The following is a 16,018-nucleotide window of genomic DNA, read 5'->3' on the forward strand; positions in this document are numbered from 1 at the left end:
AACTATTGAATCCTTCCATGGATCTTCATCGTCCCGCAAGGCCGATGGAGACAGGGATTTCGGGGTTGTCTACTGCGCGGGAGCGTGCGAAACTGAACGCCCGCCCACTAACAGTAAAGTTTCCTATTAATAGGCTGGGGGCCGATCGTGCGCGTGACCCTGCCCAGCCTGCTGCGACAGCGGGCCGCCACGGATCCCGACCGGGTGGCGATGACCGTCCACGGGTCCGGGTCGTTGACGTTCGGCGAATGGGAGGCCAGGTCGGACGGCGTGGCCGCCGCGCTCGCCGGGAGAGGGGTCGCCGCGGGCGACCGGGTTGGGCTGGTGTTCGGCAACGCCGACTGGCTGGAGTACGCCGTCGCCTTCTTCGGCGTCATCAAGGCGGGTGCGGTGGCCGTGCCTCTGTCGGATCGTCTGGCCACCGCCGACGCCGACGCCATGCTCGCGCACTGCGGGGCGGCGACGGTGCTGCGCCCCGGTGAGCTCACGTACGCGACCGGGGAGGTGGAGCTTCCCGCGCCCGGAGCCCTGGCTCAGATCCTCTACACCTCCGGCACCACCGGCAGGCCCAAGGGCGTCAGCGCCACCCACGCCAACCTGGCACACGGCTGCGGGGGCAAACGGCGGCCGTTCGCCCACAGCGACCACCTCGCGCACGCCTTCCCCATCGGCACGAACGCCGGCCAGTGGATGCTCGTCAACGCGGCGGACGCGCATCCCGCCGTGGTGACGCTGCCGCGGTTCACGCCCAGCAGGTTCGCCGCCCTCATCGAGCACTACCGCGCGGGAACGGTCTTCCTGGTGCCCGCGATGGCCATCGAGATGCTCGGCTCCCGCGTCCACGACCGGCATGACCTGTCGAGCGTGCAGCTGCTCGGCTCTGCCGCCGCGCCGCTGCCCGCCAGGGTCGCCGCCGAGCTCGGCGGCGCCTTCCCGAACGCGACGATCGTCAACTACTACACCTCCACCGAAGCCGCCCCCGCCCAGACGGTGATGATCGTCGATCCCGACCGGCCGTCGAGCGTCGGGCGGCCGGCCTCGGGCGGCGCCGTACGCGTCGCGACCGCCGAGGGCGAGCCGCTGCCCTCCGGGGTCACCGGTGAGGTGTGGATGCGTTCCCCGGCCGGGGCCCGCGCCTACTACGGCGACGCCGCGGCCACCGCCGAGGTGTTCCGCGGCGGCTGGGTACGCATGGGCGACCTGGGCTATCTCGACGACGACGGCTACCTCTACCTGGTGGACAGGGACAGCGACGTGATCAAGTCGGGCGCGTACAAGGTGTCCACGATCCACGTCGAGGACGCCGTCTACCAGCATCCCGAGGTGCGGGAGGCGGCGGCGTTCGGCGTGCCGCACGCGACGCTCGGCAAGGCGGTCGCCGTCGCGGTCGTCGGGTCCGTCGCCCACGAGGAGCTGCGGATGTTCCTGAAGGGCCGGCTGGCACCGTACGAGCTGCCTGTCCGGGTCGTCACCCTCGATGCCTTGCCGCGTAACCACGGCGGCAAGGTGGACAAGCGTGCTCTCCGAGAGGTGGTTCGATGACCGAAGTGTCGTTCGCCCAGCACGGAATGTGGATCACGGAGAGGATGGGCGCGGCGTCGGCGTACCACATGCCGATCGTGATCCGCTTACCCGGCCCGCCCGACCGAGGGGTGCTGGCCAAGGCCGTGGCCGCCGTGGTCGAGCGGCACCCGCTGCTGGGCACCGCCGTCGAGGAGCGTGACGGCGTGCTGCATCTGGTGCCCGCGCGGACGCCGCCCGCGCTCGCGGACGCGCCCGTGGAGGGGCCGTTCGACCTGGAGCGGGGGCCGCTCGTCCGGTTCGCGCTGGACGGCCGGACGTTGCTGGTCGAGGCGCACCACCTGGTCTTCGACGGCCAGTCCAAGGACATCCTCGTGGCCGACCTCGCCGCGTTCTGCGAGGGTGCGGTGCCGCCGCCGCTGGAGACCATCGACCACGCCGCGCTCCAGCGCGAGCGGGTCGCCGCGCGGCTCGGCCATGCCAAGGAGTTCTGGGCCGAGCGCTGGCGCGAGCCGGGGCACCTGGCCGTGCCCGGCGGCGTGCTGCGCTCGCGCAAGGCGGGTCCGGGGAAGGTCAGCGAGTTCCGGCTGGAGGTGCCGGAGGTGACCGGGCTCACCAGGTTCGAGGTGATCCTGGCCGCGCTGCACACGTTGCTGCGCTCCTACGGCAACGCCGGCGTGGTGACGGCGGTGGATCTGTCCACGCGCACCGAGGCCGAGGCCGGCCACATCGGGCCGTTCGTGAACGAGCTGCCCGTCTTCTCCAGACCGTCGCCTGACACGCCGTTCGCCGAGTTCGCCGCCGGGCTGCGGGCCGAGCTCCGGCAGGTGTACGCCGTCCGTGAGGTGCCGATCGCCAGAGCGGTGCCCGGGGTCAAGCCGCACGCCGCGCTCGCGCCGGTGTCCGTCAGCTACCGTCGCGCCGGGCCGCCGGTGCCCGGGTGGGACGTGGACCTGCTGGCATTCAACAAGGCGGTGCGTGGCGCGCTCCAGCTGCAGCTCCTGGACGGCCCCGACGGCCTGCGCGCGAGCCTGCGTCATGACCCGGACGAGCTGGCCGAGCCGGACCTGTTCGCGGCCGACCTGCGCTCGGCGTTGTCCCGGATCGGTCCCGACCTGCTCCTGAGCGAGCTGGCGCCGTTCCGCGAGGTCTCCACCCCGAACGCCCCGGCGGCGGGGACGGAGGCGGTGGAGGTCGCCGCTGACCCGCTGCTGCCCGAGATCACCGCGATCTGGGAGGAGGTGCTGAAATTCTCGCCGGTCGAGCCGCACGACGACATCTTCGACCTCGGCGGGCACTCCCTGACCATCACGCAGATCATCGCCCGGATGCGCAAGCGCCTGGACGTGGAGATCGAGCTGGACGACTTCTTCGACAACCCGACGATCGCCGGCGTGATCGAGGTGATCAGGAGGTGACCTCGGTACTCGACCGCGCGGCGGCGCCGTCCCGGCTGGACGACGCCGACCTGTCGCTCATGCTGCTGATCAGGGCATTCGAGCTGAAACTGCTCGACCTGTACGGCCGCGGCCTGCTGAACGGCACCACCCACACCTGCCTCGGCCAAGAGCACGTGCCCGTCGCGATGGGGCCGCTGCTCGGCCCGGCCGACCACGTCTTCAGCAACCACCGCGGGCACGGCCACTACCTGGCCCGTTTCCAGGACCCCGAGGGCCTGCTCGCCGAGATCATGGGCCGCGAGGGCGCCGTGTGCGGCGGGGTGGGCGGCAGCCAGCACATCCGCCGCGACCGTTACCTGTCCACGGGCGTGCAGGGCGAGAGCCTGCCCGTGGCCGCGGGGGTCGCCCTGCATCTCAAGCGTGCCGAGCCCGGTGGCCTGGCCTGCGTGTACATCGGCGACGGCACGTTCGGGGAGGGCGCCGTCTACGAGGCGCTGAACATCATCGCGCTCTGGCGGCTGCCGGTGCTCGTGGTCGTCGAGAACAACGGCATCGCCCAGTCGACGCCGCGCGGCACGCACATGGCCGGCACGATCGGGGGCCGTGCCGCCGCGTTCGGGATCGGGCACGCGCTCGTGGAGGGGTTCGACCTGGCGGCGATCCGCGGGCGGCTCGGGCCGCTCGTCGCGCGGGTACGCCAGGGGACGCCCCTCGTGGCCGAGTTCGTCACCCACCGCCTCGGCCCGCACAGCAAGGGCGACGACACGCGTACCGCCCGGGAGCTCCAGGAGGCCCGCGAGGGCGACTGGCTCGGGCGCTACCGTGCGGCCCACCGCGACCAGGTCGACCGGCTGGAACACGAGGCCCGCGCGTGGGTCGACGCGGTCGCCGAGGAGGTGGCGGCCCGGCCGCCGTCCCGGTGGACGTCGTCATGAGGGTGGCCGAGGACCTCAACGCGGCCTTGCACCGCCTGATGGACCATGACCCGGGCCTCTATGTGCTCGGCGAGGACGTGCTCGATCCGTACGGCGGCGCCTTCAAGATCACCCGCGGGCTGTCCACCCGCTTTCCCGACCGGGTGCTCACCACGCCGATCAGCGAGAGCGCCATCACCGGCGTCGCCGCCGGCCTGGCCCTGTCCGGCGACCGCGCCATCGTCGAGATCATGTTCGGCGACTTCGCCGCCCTGGCCTTCGACCAGCTCATGAACTTCGCGGCCAAGTCCGTCTCCATGTACGGCACCCGGGTGCCGATGCGCATGGTCGTGCGCTGCCCGGTCGGCGGCGGGCGCGGCTACGGGCCCACGCACAGCCAGAGCCCGCAGAAGCACTTCGTCGGCATCCCCGGGCTGGCGCTGTACGAGGTGTCGCCTTTCCACGACAACCTGGCGGTGTTCGAGGAGATGCTGTGGCGCGGGGAGCCGTGCGTGTTGTTCGAGGACAAGGTCCTGTACACGCGTCCCATGCACGCGGTGGAGCCCCCGTTCTCCGTCGAACGGGCGGGCGGCGTGGCCAGGGTGTTCCTCGACGACCAGCCGGACTGCGTCATCGTCGCGCCCGGCGGCGTGGCGCACCGGGTGCTCGCCGCGATGCGCTCGCTGCTGCTCGAAGAGGAGATCGTCGCCACGTTGCTCGTGCCGTCGCGGTTGTATCCGTTCGACGCCGACATCCCGGCCGCCCGCCGCGTCTTCGTCGTGGAGGAGAGCACGGGCGGGGGCACGTGGGGCGCGGAGGTGGCGCACCTGGTGCACCAGCGGCACTGGGACCGGTTGGACGGGCCGGTCACGCTCATTCACTCCGCTGACTCCGTCATCCCCACGGCCGCGCATCTGGAGCGCGAAGTGCTGGTGGACGCGGCCGCGATCCACCGCGTGATCAGAAAGGTCATCCGTGGCTGAGCTACGCGTGCCCAAGCTCAACAACAACGACACCGAATACCTGGTCGTCGAGTGGCTGGCGCCGGACGGCGCCGAGGTCGGCGAGGAGGATCCGGTGGTCGTGGTGGAGACCTCGAAGGCGGCGGAGGAACTGCCCGCCGGCGCCTCGGGGGCACTTCGGCACGTGGTCGGGGCGGGCGCGTGGTGCCGCCCGGACGAGGTCATCGCCACGATCGGCGCGCCGGCGGAAGCCGTCGTCCCCCGGGAGCACACCCACGAAGGTGCCGAGCCGCTCGTGACGGCCCCCGCCCAGGCGCTCATCGACGAGCTAGGCCTCACCCCCGAGCAGGTTCGCGGCCTGGGCGTGGCGGTGGTCCGCCGCGCCGACGTCGAACGCCTCGCCACCGCCCACCCCCCGGCCGGTATCGAGCTGTCGCGAGGGCAGCGGGCGGTGGCCAGGACCGTGGCGCTGTCCCACCGGACCGTGCCCGCCGCCTACCTGGCGGTCCGCATGGACCTCGGCCCGGCACTCGACTACGCCAGGGCCCGGACGAAGGAGATCCGGCGTCCCGTCGGCCTGGCCGAGATCTTCGTCCAGGCCGTAGCGGGACTCCATGCCAGGTTCCCGCTGTTCTTCGCCACCCCGGGCGACACCCACGCCACTATGTCCGACAAACCCGACATCGGCGTCACGCTCGACCTGGGGAACGGCCTCTACGTCCCGGTCATCCACGACGCGGCCGCCCGCACGCTCAAGGAGATCGCCGCCACCCTGATGCGGCACCGCCTGGCGGCCACGTCCGGCGAGTTCAAGGAGGCCGATCTCACCGGCGCGAACTTCGTCGTCACCCTGCACACCGAGGGCGGCGTCGTGCTCGCGATCCCGCTCGTCTTCCCCGGCACGGCATGCGCGCTGGCCGTCACGTCCCCCGGCGACGGGACGCCGGCCGACATCGGGCTCGCCTACGACCACCGGCTGATCAACGGCAGGGACGCCGCGCTGTTCATGAGCGCGTTGAAAGAGTCCGTCGAAGAGCTCCGCTGACCAAAGGTTTTCCACAGGGCGCGGGACGGGCACAACATCTTACGGAGGTCTGTGGACAGCCCATCGGTGTGCTGGCTTGGTTTCGCTGACAGAACGAGGCGCTGGCATGGTTCCACTGATCGGGATCGAAGAGGAATACCTCGTCGTCGATCCCCGCACCCGCCACGTGGCTCCCCGAGCGGCCGACGTCCTGGCCGCCACGAAGGGCGTGGCCGACGTGGTGCACGAGATCACCAGATTCCAGGTGGAGGCCCGCACGCCGCCCTCCGCCGACCTCGGCGAGCTCGGCTCGCAGCTACGTGCGGTACGCAAGGAGGTGGCTGACGCGGCCCGCTCGTGCGGGCTCGCGGTCGTCGCGAGCGGCATCCCCGTGCTGGGGGACGTCGCCTCCCCGCCGCTCACGGACGTGCCCCGCTACCTGCAGGGCCGGGTGCTCTACCGCGCGCTGCAGGACGAGATCACCATCTGCGCCCTGCACGTGCACGTGGACGTGCCCGACCGGGAGCACGCCGTCTACGTCGGCAACCATCTCCGGATCTGGTTGCCGACGCTGATCGCGCTGGCCGCCAACTCGCCGTTCTTCGCCGGCCGCGACACCGGGTACGCCTCCTGGCGGGTCATCACCTGGGGGCGGTGGCCGGTCGCGGGCGCGCCGCCGTACTTCTCGTCGTACGACGACTACGAGCTGGCCGTACGCGCGCTGCGGGAGTCGGGCGCGCTGCTCGACCCCAAGACGGTCTACTGGGACACACGTCCGTCGCCCAGCCTGCCCACGGTCGAGATCAGGGCGGCCGACGTGCCGCTCGACGTGAGCGACAGCCTCACCCTGATCGGCCTCGTACGGGCGTTGGTGGTGACGTCGCTGGCTTCGGTGCGGCGGGGCGACCGGGGGTTGCCGGTGTCGTCCGAAGTGCTCCGCGCCGCCTACTGGCGGGCCGCCAGGGACGGGCTGCTGGGCGACAGCCTGGACATGCGGCACGGCACGCTCGTGCCGGCGCCGGTCCTGGCGGGCCGGCTCCTGGAGCACGTACGCCCGGCGCTGGCCGAAGCCGGTGACCTGGCGTTCGTCGAGGAGGGGCTGGACCGGCTGCTGCGCAAGGGCTCGGGGGCGATGCGCCAGCGCCGGGTCCACGCCAGGGACAACGACCTGGCCGACGTGGTCGACGACCTCATTGAGGCAACGGTCGCCTAGCACAGGGCCAGGGCCGCGGCCACCCCGCGCCCGAACGCGACGACGACGCCCGGAGGACCTTGGCGGACGGAGCCTGCCCACCCCGGCCCCGAGCACGGCCGTGGCGCCCAGCGCCGCCGCCCTGCGTCGTTGCCCGCGTCATCGGCCGGCGGCGTAGCCCTGAGCGCCGCGGGGGTTGGCGGCGGCCTTGAGGAAGGCGCCGTCGCGGGCCACCGCGCTGAGCCTGCCCAGCGTCCACGAGCCCTGGAGCTCGACCTCGTGCCCGCGCCGCCGCAGCTCCGCCACCACGTCCGGGTCCAGGCGGTCCTCGGCGTGCAGGACGCCGGGGCGGGAGCCGCGCGGGAAGAACGAGCTGGGGAAGTGCTCGGAGTGGAACATCGGCGCGTCGATGGCCTCCTGCAGGTTCAGGCGGCCGTGCACGACGGCGAGGAAGAAGTTCACGCTCCACTGGTCCTGCTGGTCGCCGCCCGGCGTGCCGAACGCCAGCCACGGCCGGCCGTCCCTGAGCGCGAACGACGGCGACAGGGTGGTACGCGGCCGCGCCCCGGGCCGGAGCGACGCCGGCAGCCCTTCCTGCAACCAGAACATCTGGGCCCGTGTCCCCAGGCAGAAGCCCAGCTGGGGGATGGTGGGCGAGCTCTGCAGCCAGCCCCCGCTGGGAGTGGCGGAGACCATGTTGCCCCAGCGGTCGACGACGTCCACGTGGCAGGTGTCGCCCCGGACGCTCCCGTCCTTGGCGACCGTCGGCTCGCCGACGCCCTGCGGCGAACGCGCTCCCGAGATGCCGGGAGCGCCGCTGGCCGTGCCGGGGGCGGGGAACGCCGGCAGCTTCGGCTGGCGCCCGCCGGGGGCGCCCGGTCGCAGGTCGAAGCTGGCCTCCACGCCGACCAGCGGCCGCCGCTCGGCGTTGTAGGCCACGCTCAGCAGGTCGGACAGGGGCACGTCGGCATCGCCGTACCAGGCCTCGCGGTCGGCGAAGGCCAGCTTGGCGACCTCGGTGACCGTGTGCACGTAGTCCGCGCTGAGATAACCCATCGCGTCCAGGTCGAACCCGTCGAGCAAGGCCAGCTGCTGCAGGAACACCGGCCCCTGCCCCCACGGCCCGGTCTTGCACACGGTGTGGCCGCGGTAGTCGAAGGTCACCGGCTCCTCGACCGAGGCCGACCAGCGCGCCAGGTCGTCGCCGGTGAGCAGCCCGCCGTGCACCTCGCCCGAGCTGTCCCGCCAGGCCGTCTTGGCGCTGAACTCGGCGATCGCCTCCGCCACGAACCCCTCGTACCAGGCCGTGCGGGCGGCGTCGAGCTGCCCCTCGCGGCTGCTCGCCGCAGACTCCGCCTCGGCCACCAGCCGCCGGTAGGTGGCGGCCAGCACCGGGTTGGCCAGCTTCGACCCGGGCGCGGGCACCTGCCCGCCGGGCAGCCAGGTCGCCGCCGACGTCGGCCAGTCGTCTTTGAACAATCCTTCGATCGATTCGATCGTGGCCGCGATGCGCTCCAGCACCGGAATGCCGTGCTCGGCGTAGTGGATCGCGGGGGCGAGCACGTCGGCCAGCCGCCAGGTGCCCCAGCGCTCCAGCATCAGCATCCACCCGCCGAACGCCCCCGGCACGGTGGCCGCGAGCAAGCCCGTGCCCGGCACGATGTCCAAGCCCAGCTCCGCGTACCGCTCGATGGTGGCCGCGGCGGGCGCGACGCCCTGCCCGCACACCACGGACACCTTCTGCTCGGCCTCGCTCCACAGCAGGATCGGCACCTCGCCGCCGGGGCCGTTCAGGTGCGGCTCGGCGATCTGCAGCACGAACCCGGCGGCCACGGCCGCGTCGAAGGCGTTCCCACCGCGTTCCAGCACGCCCATGCCGGTGGCCGAGGCCAGCCAGTGCGTGCTGGCGACCATGCCGAAGTCGCCCGTCAGCTCGGGCCTGGTGGTGAACAAACTGTCTCCCTTATCGATGTGCTGTGACGAGGTGGCAGGCGGCCGGATGGTCGGTGCCGGTCAACAGGGGTTGGTCGGTCCGGCAGGCGTCGTACGCCAGCGGGCACCGGGTGTGGAACCGGCACCCCGGGGGCGGATCGACCGGGCTCGGCACATCACCGCTCAGCACGATCCTGCGCTGCGATCGCGCGCGGCCAGCCGCGCCGCCAGCCCTTCGACTGCCATGCGCACGTCGAAGAGCTCCTCGCCCTGGTCGGCGGACAGGCGCGCGACCGTGGCGCCCAGGCGAGGCGTGACGTCGATGAACCCCTCGGCGGCCAGCACCCGGATGGACTCGCGCACCGGGTTGCGTGAGACGCCGAGCAACGCGGCCAGCCGGTCCTCGACGAGCCGCTCGCCCTGGGCCAACTCGCCGGAGAGAATGCGGCGCCGCAACTCCCCGGTGACCTCGTCCCGCAAAGTCCGATGGGCCGCGCCCAGCGTCAGATCACTCATAGCGCGCTCATCGTATACAGCCCGCTCAGGTCCTCCGGTCCGGATGCCAGTCGGCCTCGGTCGCCTCCCTGCTGACCTCCCACATGCGGTCGAACTCCGCCTTGAAGTGCTCGAACCAGAAGTGATCGCGACGGGGCGTGAGCGTGAAGACCGGGTCCCGGCCCGCGGAGCTGTGCGTGCCCAGCTCGACGTGGATGACGCCGTCGTCGTCGTCGGCATCCAGCAGGACCAGCCCGAACGCGGGCACGAACGGCAGGAACCGCACCTCGACGCCCTCCAGGTCGCGCAGCAGGTAGATCGTGGACTTGACCCGGTGCTCGAACACCTCGGACTGATCGGGAATCGTGCTCCTCCTGGCCGCCTCCTGCGGCACCGCCCCCTTCGGGTCGATCAGCAGCACGCGGACCGACGCCCCGCGGGCCAGGCTCTTACGTAGCTGCTCGACGTGGGCGCGGACCGTGCGGCTCAGCGTCACCCCCGCCAAGCGGATGTCGGCGGCGCGGGCGACCCGCTCGTCGAGCCCTCTCCTCTCGGTGGTCAGAAAGGCGTCACCGGCCAGCTTGGCCTCCACGAGGCGGTTGAGGTCGGCGACCCGCGCTTCGAGGTCGGCGACCTGGTGACGGGGGCCGAGTGCGTTCACCGCGACCAGGGCCAGCGTGGCCAGGATCGCGGCGCTCACGACCTGGCTGTTGACGACGCTGAAGACGCCGAGCACACCCACGACCAGCGCGATGAGCGCGGTCAGGTAGATCTCGAGGTTCTTGCCGGTGCTGAAGTCCGCGCGTAAGCGCTTCAGAGGCCCCATGCACTCAGTCTCCCGCCTTTGTGAAGCACGATCTGCGGAGAAGTCCTGACTAGGAACGTGCGGAGAGCCGGTCGAACACGGACTCCACCGCGGCCGGCAGCCGTGCCGGATCGTCGCCTGCGATCGCCCGCCCGGCGTAGTAGGCCGCCAGTCCCGCCTCCGCCGCGATGGCGGCGATCTCCGTACTCGCGCCCTGGCCGGTGAGCAGGTCGTACATGAGCTCGGCGTGGCGGCGCTGTTTGGTGAGGCTGCGGGCGAGCAACTCGGGATGGCTGGCGACCAGCCGCTCGTGCCGGGTGTAGCCCGCGGGTTCGGCGGTGATCCGCCGTACGTAGGACACGACGACGCGGCGCGCCACGTCCAGCGCGGCGGGCAGCGAGTCCCCGATCGGTCCTTCCCCGGTGATCTGGGCCGCCTCGGCGAGCACCGCTTCGAGATCGCCCCCGTCGGCGAAGACGACTTCCTGCTTGTCGCCGAAGTAGCGGAAGAACGTGGCCCGCCCGACCTCGGCGCGCTCGGCGATGTCGGCGACCGTGACTTTGTCGAAGCCATGCTCCTCGAACAGCGCGTGGGCCGCCTCGATGATCGCCTCACGGGACCGTTGCTGTTTGCGCTCCCTCAGCGAGCCCTGCTCCATACGTCCCAGTCTATTGAGCCATGGTATTCGATACTACGTATCATAATATACTGAGTCTCAAAGTGCGGAGTATCATGAGAATCCGGCCCATCATGGTCACGGCTGCCCTCGCCCTCGCCCTCGCCGCGACCGGCACCGCAGCGCCCGCCCTCGCATCCACCGGCGGCAGCACCGAACGTCGGACGGCGGTGATCATCTCGGCCCTCGAACGCGAGGACCTCGCGGCCGTGTCGGCGCTGCTGGACCCCGATGCCACGCTGACGTTGCCGCTGTCGTTCTCGGGTCGCCAGGAGGACGCCGCCCGGTTCACGGGCAACCTTCCCCACCACTCCCGGCTGCTGAGGGTGATGCCCCGGCCGGTCCCTCATGCCGGCCGGGGGACGCTCAGGCGCGCAGGCGCAGTCCCCGGGGCGTGGGGTGGAATCCGGCCGCCTCCAGGGCAGCCGCCAGCGGCGATTCGATGATGGATGCACCGTCGGCCCGCTCGACCGTCAGCTTCCCGAGCGCCCCGTCACGCACGGCGAGGGCCAGCGCGTCCACGGCAGGCTGCAGCCGCTCGTCATCGGTGAACGACAGCAGCGTCTTGCCGCCCCGCTCGACGTAGAGCACCAGATGGCCGTCGACCAGCACGACCAGCGACCCGGCCTTCCTGCCGGGCTTGTGCCCGACGTCGCCGGGGCGCTGCGGCCAGGGCAGCGCGGCGCCGTACGGGCTGGCCGGGTCGGCGGCGGCCAGCACCACAGCCCGCGGCCCTGCTCCACTGCCCCTTCTCGGCGGCGCGTTGCCAGGTCCTGCCGCGTGGGCCGAGGCGTCGTCCCCGCCCGTCGGGGCGATGCCGGGGGCCATGGCGCGCATCCGGTCCACCGCTCCGGGCAGGGCGAACTGCGCGCCGCCCAATCCCTCGACGAAGTAGCCCCGGCGGCACCGGCCGCTCTCCTCGTATGCCCGCAAGACCTGATAAATGGGCGTGAATCCCCCCGGCAGCCGCTCGGACGTCACCGCGCCCCGCGTCACCACCCCGTGCCGTTCCAGCAGCACCTCGGCCTGGGCCTGAGCCCGCTGGGTGGCGTCGGCGGCCGGCGCGGGCAGCAGCCACCACCGTCCGGCCACGGTCGGCGGGCCGCTCCTGGTCGGCAGCACCGCCCGGCGGCGCCGCGTCGTCGCAGGCCGATGCGCGGGACGCCCGGTGCCGAGCGTCGCCCGCAGCGGCGCCAGCGTGTCCCCGGACAGCCGCCCCGACCACACCAGATCCCACAGCGCGGACACCAGCGTCTGGTCGTCCAGCGACCCCAGCTGGTCGGAGATGCCTCGGAAGAACAGCGCACCGCCGCCGCCCAGCAGTTCCAGCACACGTTCGTGAACCGGCGTCATCGTGATCTCGGCGGGATCGGGCAGCAGGAGCGGCGCCGTGTCGGCGAAGTAGAGCGACACCCATCCGTCACCGCCGGGCAGCGTCCCCTGTCCCACCCACATGACCTCGCCCGACGAGGTCAGCTCGTCGAGCAGCGCCGGATGGTAGCCCGGCACCCGCGACGGCAGCACGAGGGTCTCCAACGCGGACGCGGGCACGGCGGCCCCCTGAAGCTGCTCGATGGAGCGGACCAGCGCGTCCATGGCCCGCGCCGCGCTCGAGCTCGACTGCCGGAGGTCGCCGCCGGACGTGCTCGAAGCGGTGATGCCGTGCCAGGCGGGCAGGAACAGAGCGAGCGTCTCCGGCGCGACCGGCTCGACCTCCTTCCGCAGCCGGGCCAGCGACCTGCGGCGCAACAGCCGCAACACCCCGGCGTCGCACCACTCCTCGCCCCGCCCGCCGGGCCGGAACTCCCCGCTCACGACCCGCCCGGAGGCGGCCAGCCGCCGCAGGGCGTCGGTCACCACGGCCACGCCGAGTCCGAAACGGGCGGCGGCCGTGCCGGCGTGGAAGGGCCCGCGGGTGCGGGCGTGCCGCGCCACCAGGTCGGCCAGCGGATCGGCCACCGGCTCCAGGAACGCGTGCGGCACGCCCACGGGCAACGGCGCGCCCAGCGCGTCACGCATGCGTGCCGCGTCCTCGATGGCCGCCCAGTGCTCCTCGCCCGCGATGCGTACCCTGATGGCCCGCCGCGCCCGCTCCAGCTGCTCCAGCCAGGCGGGGTCGCCGCCGCGGACGCTCACGTCGGGCGCCAGCAGCGGCCCGTGCGAGCGCAGCAGGTCCGCGAGGTCCTCGGCGTCACGCAGCGGCCGGTCGAGCCTGGCCAGCTCCCGCTCGCTGTCGGAGATCACGTCGGGGTCGAGCAGCTCGCGCAGGTCGGCCTGGCCGAGCAGCTCAGCCAGCAGCGTGGTGTCCAGCGCCAGTGCCTGCGCCCGGCGCTCGGCCAGCGGCGCGTCTCCCTCGTACATGAACGCGCCCACGTAGTGGAACAGCAGCGACGCCGCGAACGGCGAGGCCTGCGAGGTCTCCACCTCCACCACCCGCACCCGGCGCGCCGCGATGTCCCGCATGAGCTCCACCAGCCCCGGAACGTCGAAGACGTCCTGCAGGCACTCGCGCATCGTCTCCAGCACGATCGGGAACGAGGCGTACTGCGAAGCCACCCCCAGCAGGTGGGCGGCCCGTTGCCGCTGCTGCCACAGCGGGCTGCGCCGCCCGGGCGTGCGCCGCGGCAGCAGCAGCGCCCGCCCCGCGCACTCCCTGAACCGGGAGGCGAACATGGCGGATCCGCCCAGCTCCTCGGTGACGATCTGCTCGATCTCCTCGGCGTCGAACGTGGCCACGTCGGTGGGCGGCTCGGCCAGCGTGTCCGGAATGCGCAGCACGATGCCGTCGTCGGAGTGCACGGCCTGCACGTCGATGCCGTAACGCTCGCGCAGTCGCCGGTTGATCGCCAGCGCCCAGGGGGCATGCACACGTGCGCCGTAGGGGGAGTGGATCACCACTCGCCAGTCGCCGAGCTCGTCGTGGAAACGCTCGACGAGCAACGTGCGGTCGTCGGGGACGTAGCCGGTGGCCTCCCGCTGCTCCCGCAGGTAGGCCAGCAGGTTGCCCGACGCGTATTCGTCGAGGCCGGCCGCCCGGATCCGCTCCGTCGAGTCGTCCTTGGCCTGCTCGCGCAGGAACCGCCCGATCGCCCGGCCCAGCTCCGCCGGCCGTCCTTGCGCGTCGCCGTGCCAGAACGGCAGCTTGCCGGGCTGCCCGGGCGCGGGCGAGACGAGCACCCGGTCGGCGGTGATGTCCTCGATCCGCCACGACGTCGCGCCCAGCACGAACACGTCGCCCACCCGCGACTCGTAGACCATCTCCTCGTCCAGCTCGCCCACCCTGGAGGCCCGCTCGCCCACCAGGAACACGCCGAACAGGCCCCGGTCGGGGATCGTGCCGCCGTTCGTGACCGCCAGGCGTTGCGCGCCGGGCCGCCCCTGGAGCGTGCCGGTGACCCGGTCCCACACGATGCGCGGCCGCAGCTCGGCGAACTCCTCGCTCGGGTAGCGCCCGGCCAGCATGTCGAGCGTGGCCTCCAGCGCGGTGCGCGGCAGCGTGGCGTAGGGGGCGGCCCGCTTGACCACCGACTCCAGCTCGTCGACCGTCCATTCGTCCAGCGCCGTCATCGCCACGATCTGCTGGGCCAGCACGTCGAGCGGATTACGCGGATAGCGCAGCTCCTCGATCTGGCCGCTCTTCATGCGCTCGGCCACCACGGCGGTCTGCACCAGGTCGCCCCGGTATTTGGGGAAGATCACGCCCTTGGACACCGCGCCGACCTGGTGCCCGGCGCGGCCGATGCGCTGCAGCCCGCTGGCCACGCTCGGCGGCGCCTCCACGCACGCGACCAGGTCCACTGCGCCCATGTCGATGCCCAGCTCCAGGCTGGAGGTGGCGACCACGGCAGGCAGCCGGCCCGACTTGAGCGCCTCCTCGATCTGCGCCCGCTCTTCCTTGGAGACCGAGCCGTGGTGAGCGCGCACGATCTCCGTCACGACACCCTTGCTGGCCCCGGCCTGCGCCATCATCTCGGCGGGTGTCCGCTTGGGCGGCTCCCAGCGCGAACCGGTGGGCGCTCCCTCGCGTGGCTCCCGGCTCGAACCGGTGGGTGACCCTTCGCCAGGCTTCTGACTCGAACCGGTGGGCGTTCCCTCGCCCGGCTTCTGACTCGAACCGGTGGGCGCCCCCGGCTCTTCCGGCGTCGTCTCCCAGATCGACAGGTCGATGGCGTCGGCGCCGCCGCGCTCCCGCTCATAGGCCAGCTCGTTGAGCCTGGTGCACAACCGCTCGGCCAGCCGGCGCGAGTTGGCGAACACGATCGTGGAGCTGTGTGCCCCGATCAGATCGAACAGCCGATCTTCGACATGAGGCCAGATCGACCGGTTGGCAGGCTCCGGGGTCCCGAGGGACTCCGGGGCGAAGTCGTCGCTCCCCGCCCTCGGCCCGCCTTCCATCTCGGTCATGTCCTCGACCGGGACCACGACCTCGATCTCGATCCGCTTGTCCGCCGGCGGCTGCACCACCGTGGCCGGCCGGGCCCCGCCGAGGAAGGCCGCCACCTCGCTCACCGGCCGCACGGTCGCCGACAGCCCGATCCGCTGCGCGGGCCGCTCGAGCAGCGCGTCCAGCCGCTCCAGGCTCAGCGCCAGATGCGCGCCCCGCTTGGTGGCCGCGACCGCGTGCACCTCGTCAACGATCACCGTCTCCACCCCGCGCAGTGCCTCCCGCGCCTGGCTGGTGAGCAGCAGGAACAGCGACTCCGGCGTGGTGATCAGGATGTCGGACGGTCTGGCGGCGAACCTCCTGCGGTCCTCGGCAGGCGTGTCGCCCGAGCGGATCGCCACCGAGATGTCCGGCACCGGCAGCCCGAGCCGCCGCGCCGTCTGCTTGAGCCCGGCCAGCGGCGCGCGCAGGTTACGCTCCACGTCCACGGCCAGCGCCTTGAGCGGCGACACGTAGAGCACCCGTGTCCCTTTGCGCTCGGCCGGTTCGGCGGCCAGCCGGTCGAGCGACCACAGGAACGCCGCCAGCGTCTTGCCCGACCCGGTGGGCGCGACGACCAGGGTGTTGTCGCCACGCGAGATCGACTCCCACGCCCCCTCCTGGGCGGCCGTGGGCGCTTGGAAGGCTCCAGTGAACCATTGGCTGGTCATCTG

At 72.4% G+C, this 16,018-nt stretch carries 13 protein-coding genes; 7 read left to right on the forward strand and 6 right to left on the reverse strand.

Going from position 1 to position 16,018, the window contains the following annotated elements:
* The first annotated feature begins 147 nt into the window (after window positions 1-147).
* The 6 genes from EDD27_RS01985 (at window position 148) to EDD27_RS02010 (ending at window position 7,034) form a co-directional block, all read left to right on the forward strand.
* Window positions 148-1,542 carry a class I adenylate-forming enzyme family protein gene (locus EDD27_RS01985; RefSeq protein ID WP_241563815.1) on the forward strand — a complete coding sequence of 465 codons (1,395 nt, stop codon included), beginning with the start codon at window positions 148-150 and terminating at the stop codon, window positions 1,540-1,542.
* The gene (locus EDD27_RS01990; protein WP_127930790.1) at window positions 1,539-2,939 is read left to right on the forward strand and encodes a condensation domain-containing protein; all 1,401 of its coding nucleotides are present in this window, start codon (window positions 1,539-1,541) and stop codon (window positions 2,937-2,939) included. Before EDD27_RS01985 ends, EDD27_RS01990 begins: the two co-directional genes overlap by 4 nt.
* Complete coding sequence (locus EDD27_RS01995) at window positions 2,936-3,856, forward strand: thiamine pyrophosphate-dependent dehydrogenase E1 component subunit alpha (RefSeq protein ID WP_241563816.1); 921 nt, start codon at window positions 2,936-2,938, stop codon at window positions 3,854-3,856. Before EDD27_RS01990 ends, EDD27_RS01995 begins: the two co-directional genes overlap by 4 nt.
* Entirely contained in the window at window positions 3,853-4,818 is a 966-nt protein-coding gene (locus EDD27_RS02000; protein ID WP_127930791.1) for an alpha-ketoacid dehydrogenase subunit beta, read from the forward strand. The genes EDD27_RS01995 and EDD27_RS02000 overlap by 4 nt, the downstream gene beginning before the upstream one ends.
* A complete protein-coding gene (locus EDD27_RS02005; RefSeq protein ID WP_127930792.1) occupies window positions 4,811-5,842 on the forward strand; it encodes a 2-oxo acid dehydrogenase subunit E2 in 1,032 nt (343 codons plus the stop codon). Before EDD27_RS02000 ends, EDD27_RS02005 begins: the two co-directional genes overlap by 8 nt.
* A 106-nt stretch (window positions 5,843-5,948) precedes the next feature.
* Window positions 5,949-7,034: a carboxylate-amine ligase gene (locus EDD27_RS02010; RefSeq protein ID WP_127930793.1), complete on the forward strand. Its 1,086-nt coding sequence runs from the start codon at window positions 5,949-5,951 to the stop codon at window positions 7,032-7,034.
* Window positions 7,035-7,172: 138 nt separating this feature from the next.
* Here the strand turns inward: EDD27_RS02010 and EDD27_RS02015 are convergent, their stop codons facing one another.
* From EDD27_RS02015 to EDD27_RS02035, 5 genes are read right to left on the reverse strand one after another with little or no spacing between them, the layout of a single operon-like run.
* Window positions 7,173-8,927 carry a gamma-glutamyltransferase family protein gene (locus EDD27_RS02015; RefSeq protein ID WP_127940428.1) on the reverse strand — a complete coding sequence of 585 codons (1,755 nt, stop codon included), beginning with the start codon at window positions 8,925-8,927 and terminating at the stop codon, window positions 7,173-7,175.
* Between the two features lie 49 nt (window positions 8,928-8,976).
* Entirely contained in the window at window positions 8,977-9,135 is a 159-nt protein-coding gene (locus tag EDD27_RS02020) for an oligopeptide/dipeptide ABC transporter ATP-binding protein (protein WP_338324630.1), read from the reverse strand.
* Window positions 9,129-9,461: a GntR family transcriptional regulator gene (locus EDD27_RS02025; RefSeq protein WP_127930794.1), complete on the reverse strand. Its 333-nt coding sequence runs from the start codon at window positions 9,459-9,461 to the stop codon at window positions 9,129-9,131. Before EDD27_RS02025 ends, EDD27_RS02020 begins: the two co-directional genes overlap by 7 nt.
* A gap of 25 nt (window positions 9,462-9,486) precedes the next feature.
* Complete coding sequence (locus EDD27_RS02030; protein ID WP_127930795.1) at window positions 9,487-10,266, reverse strand: hypothetical protein; 780 nt, start codon at window positions 10,264-10,266, stop codon at window positions 9,487-9,489.
* Between the two features lie 49 nt (window positions 10,267-10,315).
* Window positions 10,316-10,903 (reverse strand): TetR/AcrR family transcriptional regulator, encoded by a 588-nt coding sequence (locus EDD27_RS02035; RefSeq protein WP_127930796.1) that lies wholly within the window; start codon window positions 10,901-10,903, stop codon window positions 10,316-10,318.
* Window positions 10,904-10,977: 74 nt separating this feature from the next.
* Between EDD27_RS02035 and EDD27_RS02040 the strand changes: the two genes are divergently transcribed.
* Window positions 10,978-11,367 carry a hypothetical protein gene (locus EDD27_RS02040; protein ID WP_127930797.1) on the forward strand — a complete coding sequence of 130 codons (390 nt, stop codon included), beginning with the start codon at window positions 10,978-10,980 and terminating at the stop codon, window positions 11,365-11,367.
* On the opposite strand, the gene EDD27_RS02045 is transcribed toward EDD27_RS02040, so the two are convergent.
* Window positions 11,288-16,015 (reverse strand): Lhr family helicase, encoded by a 4,728-nt coding sequence (locus tag EDD27_RS02045; protein WP_127940430.1) that lies wholly within the window; start codon window positions 16,013-16,015, stop codon window positions 11,288-11,290. The two genes, EDD27_RS02040 and EDD27_RS02045, sit on opposite strands and share 80 nt — an antisense overlap.
* Between the last annotated feature and the right edge of the window lie 3 nt (window positions 16,016-16,018).

The organism is Nonomuraea polychroma, from assembly GCF_004011505.1.
Lineage (GTDB): Bacteria > Actinomycetota > Actinomycetes > Streptosporangiales > Streptosporangiaceae > Nonomuraea > Nonomuraea polychroma.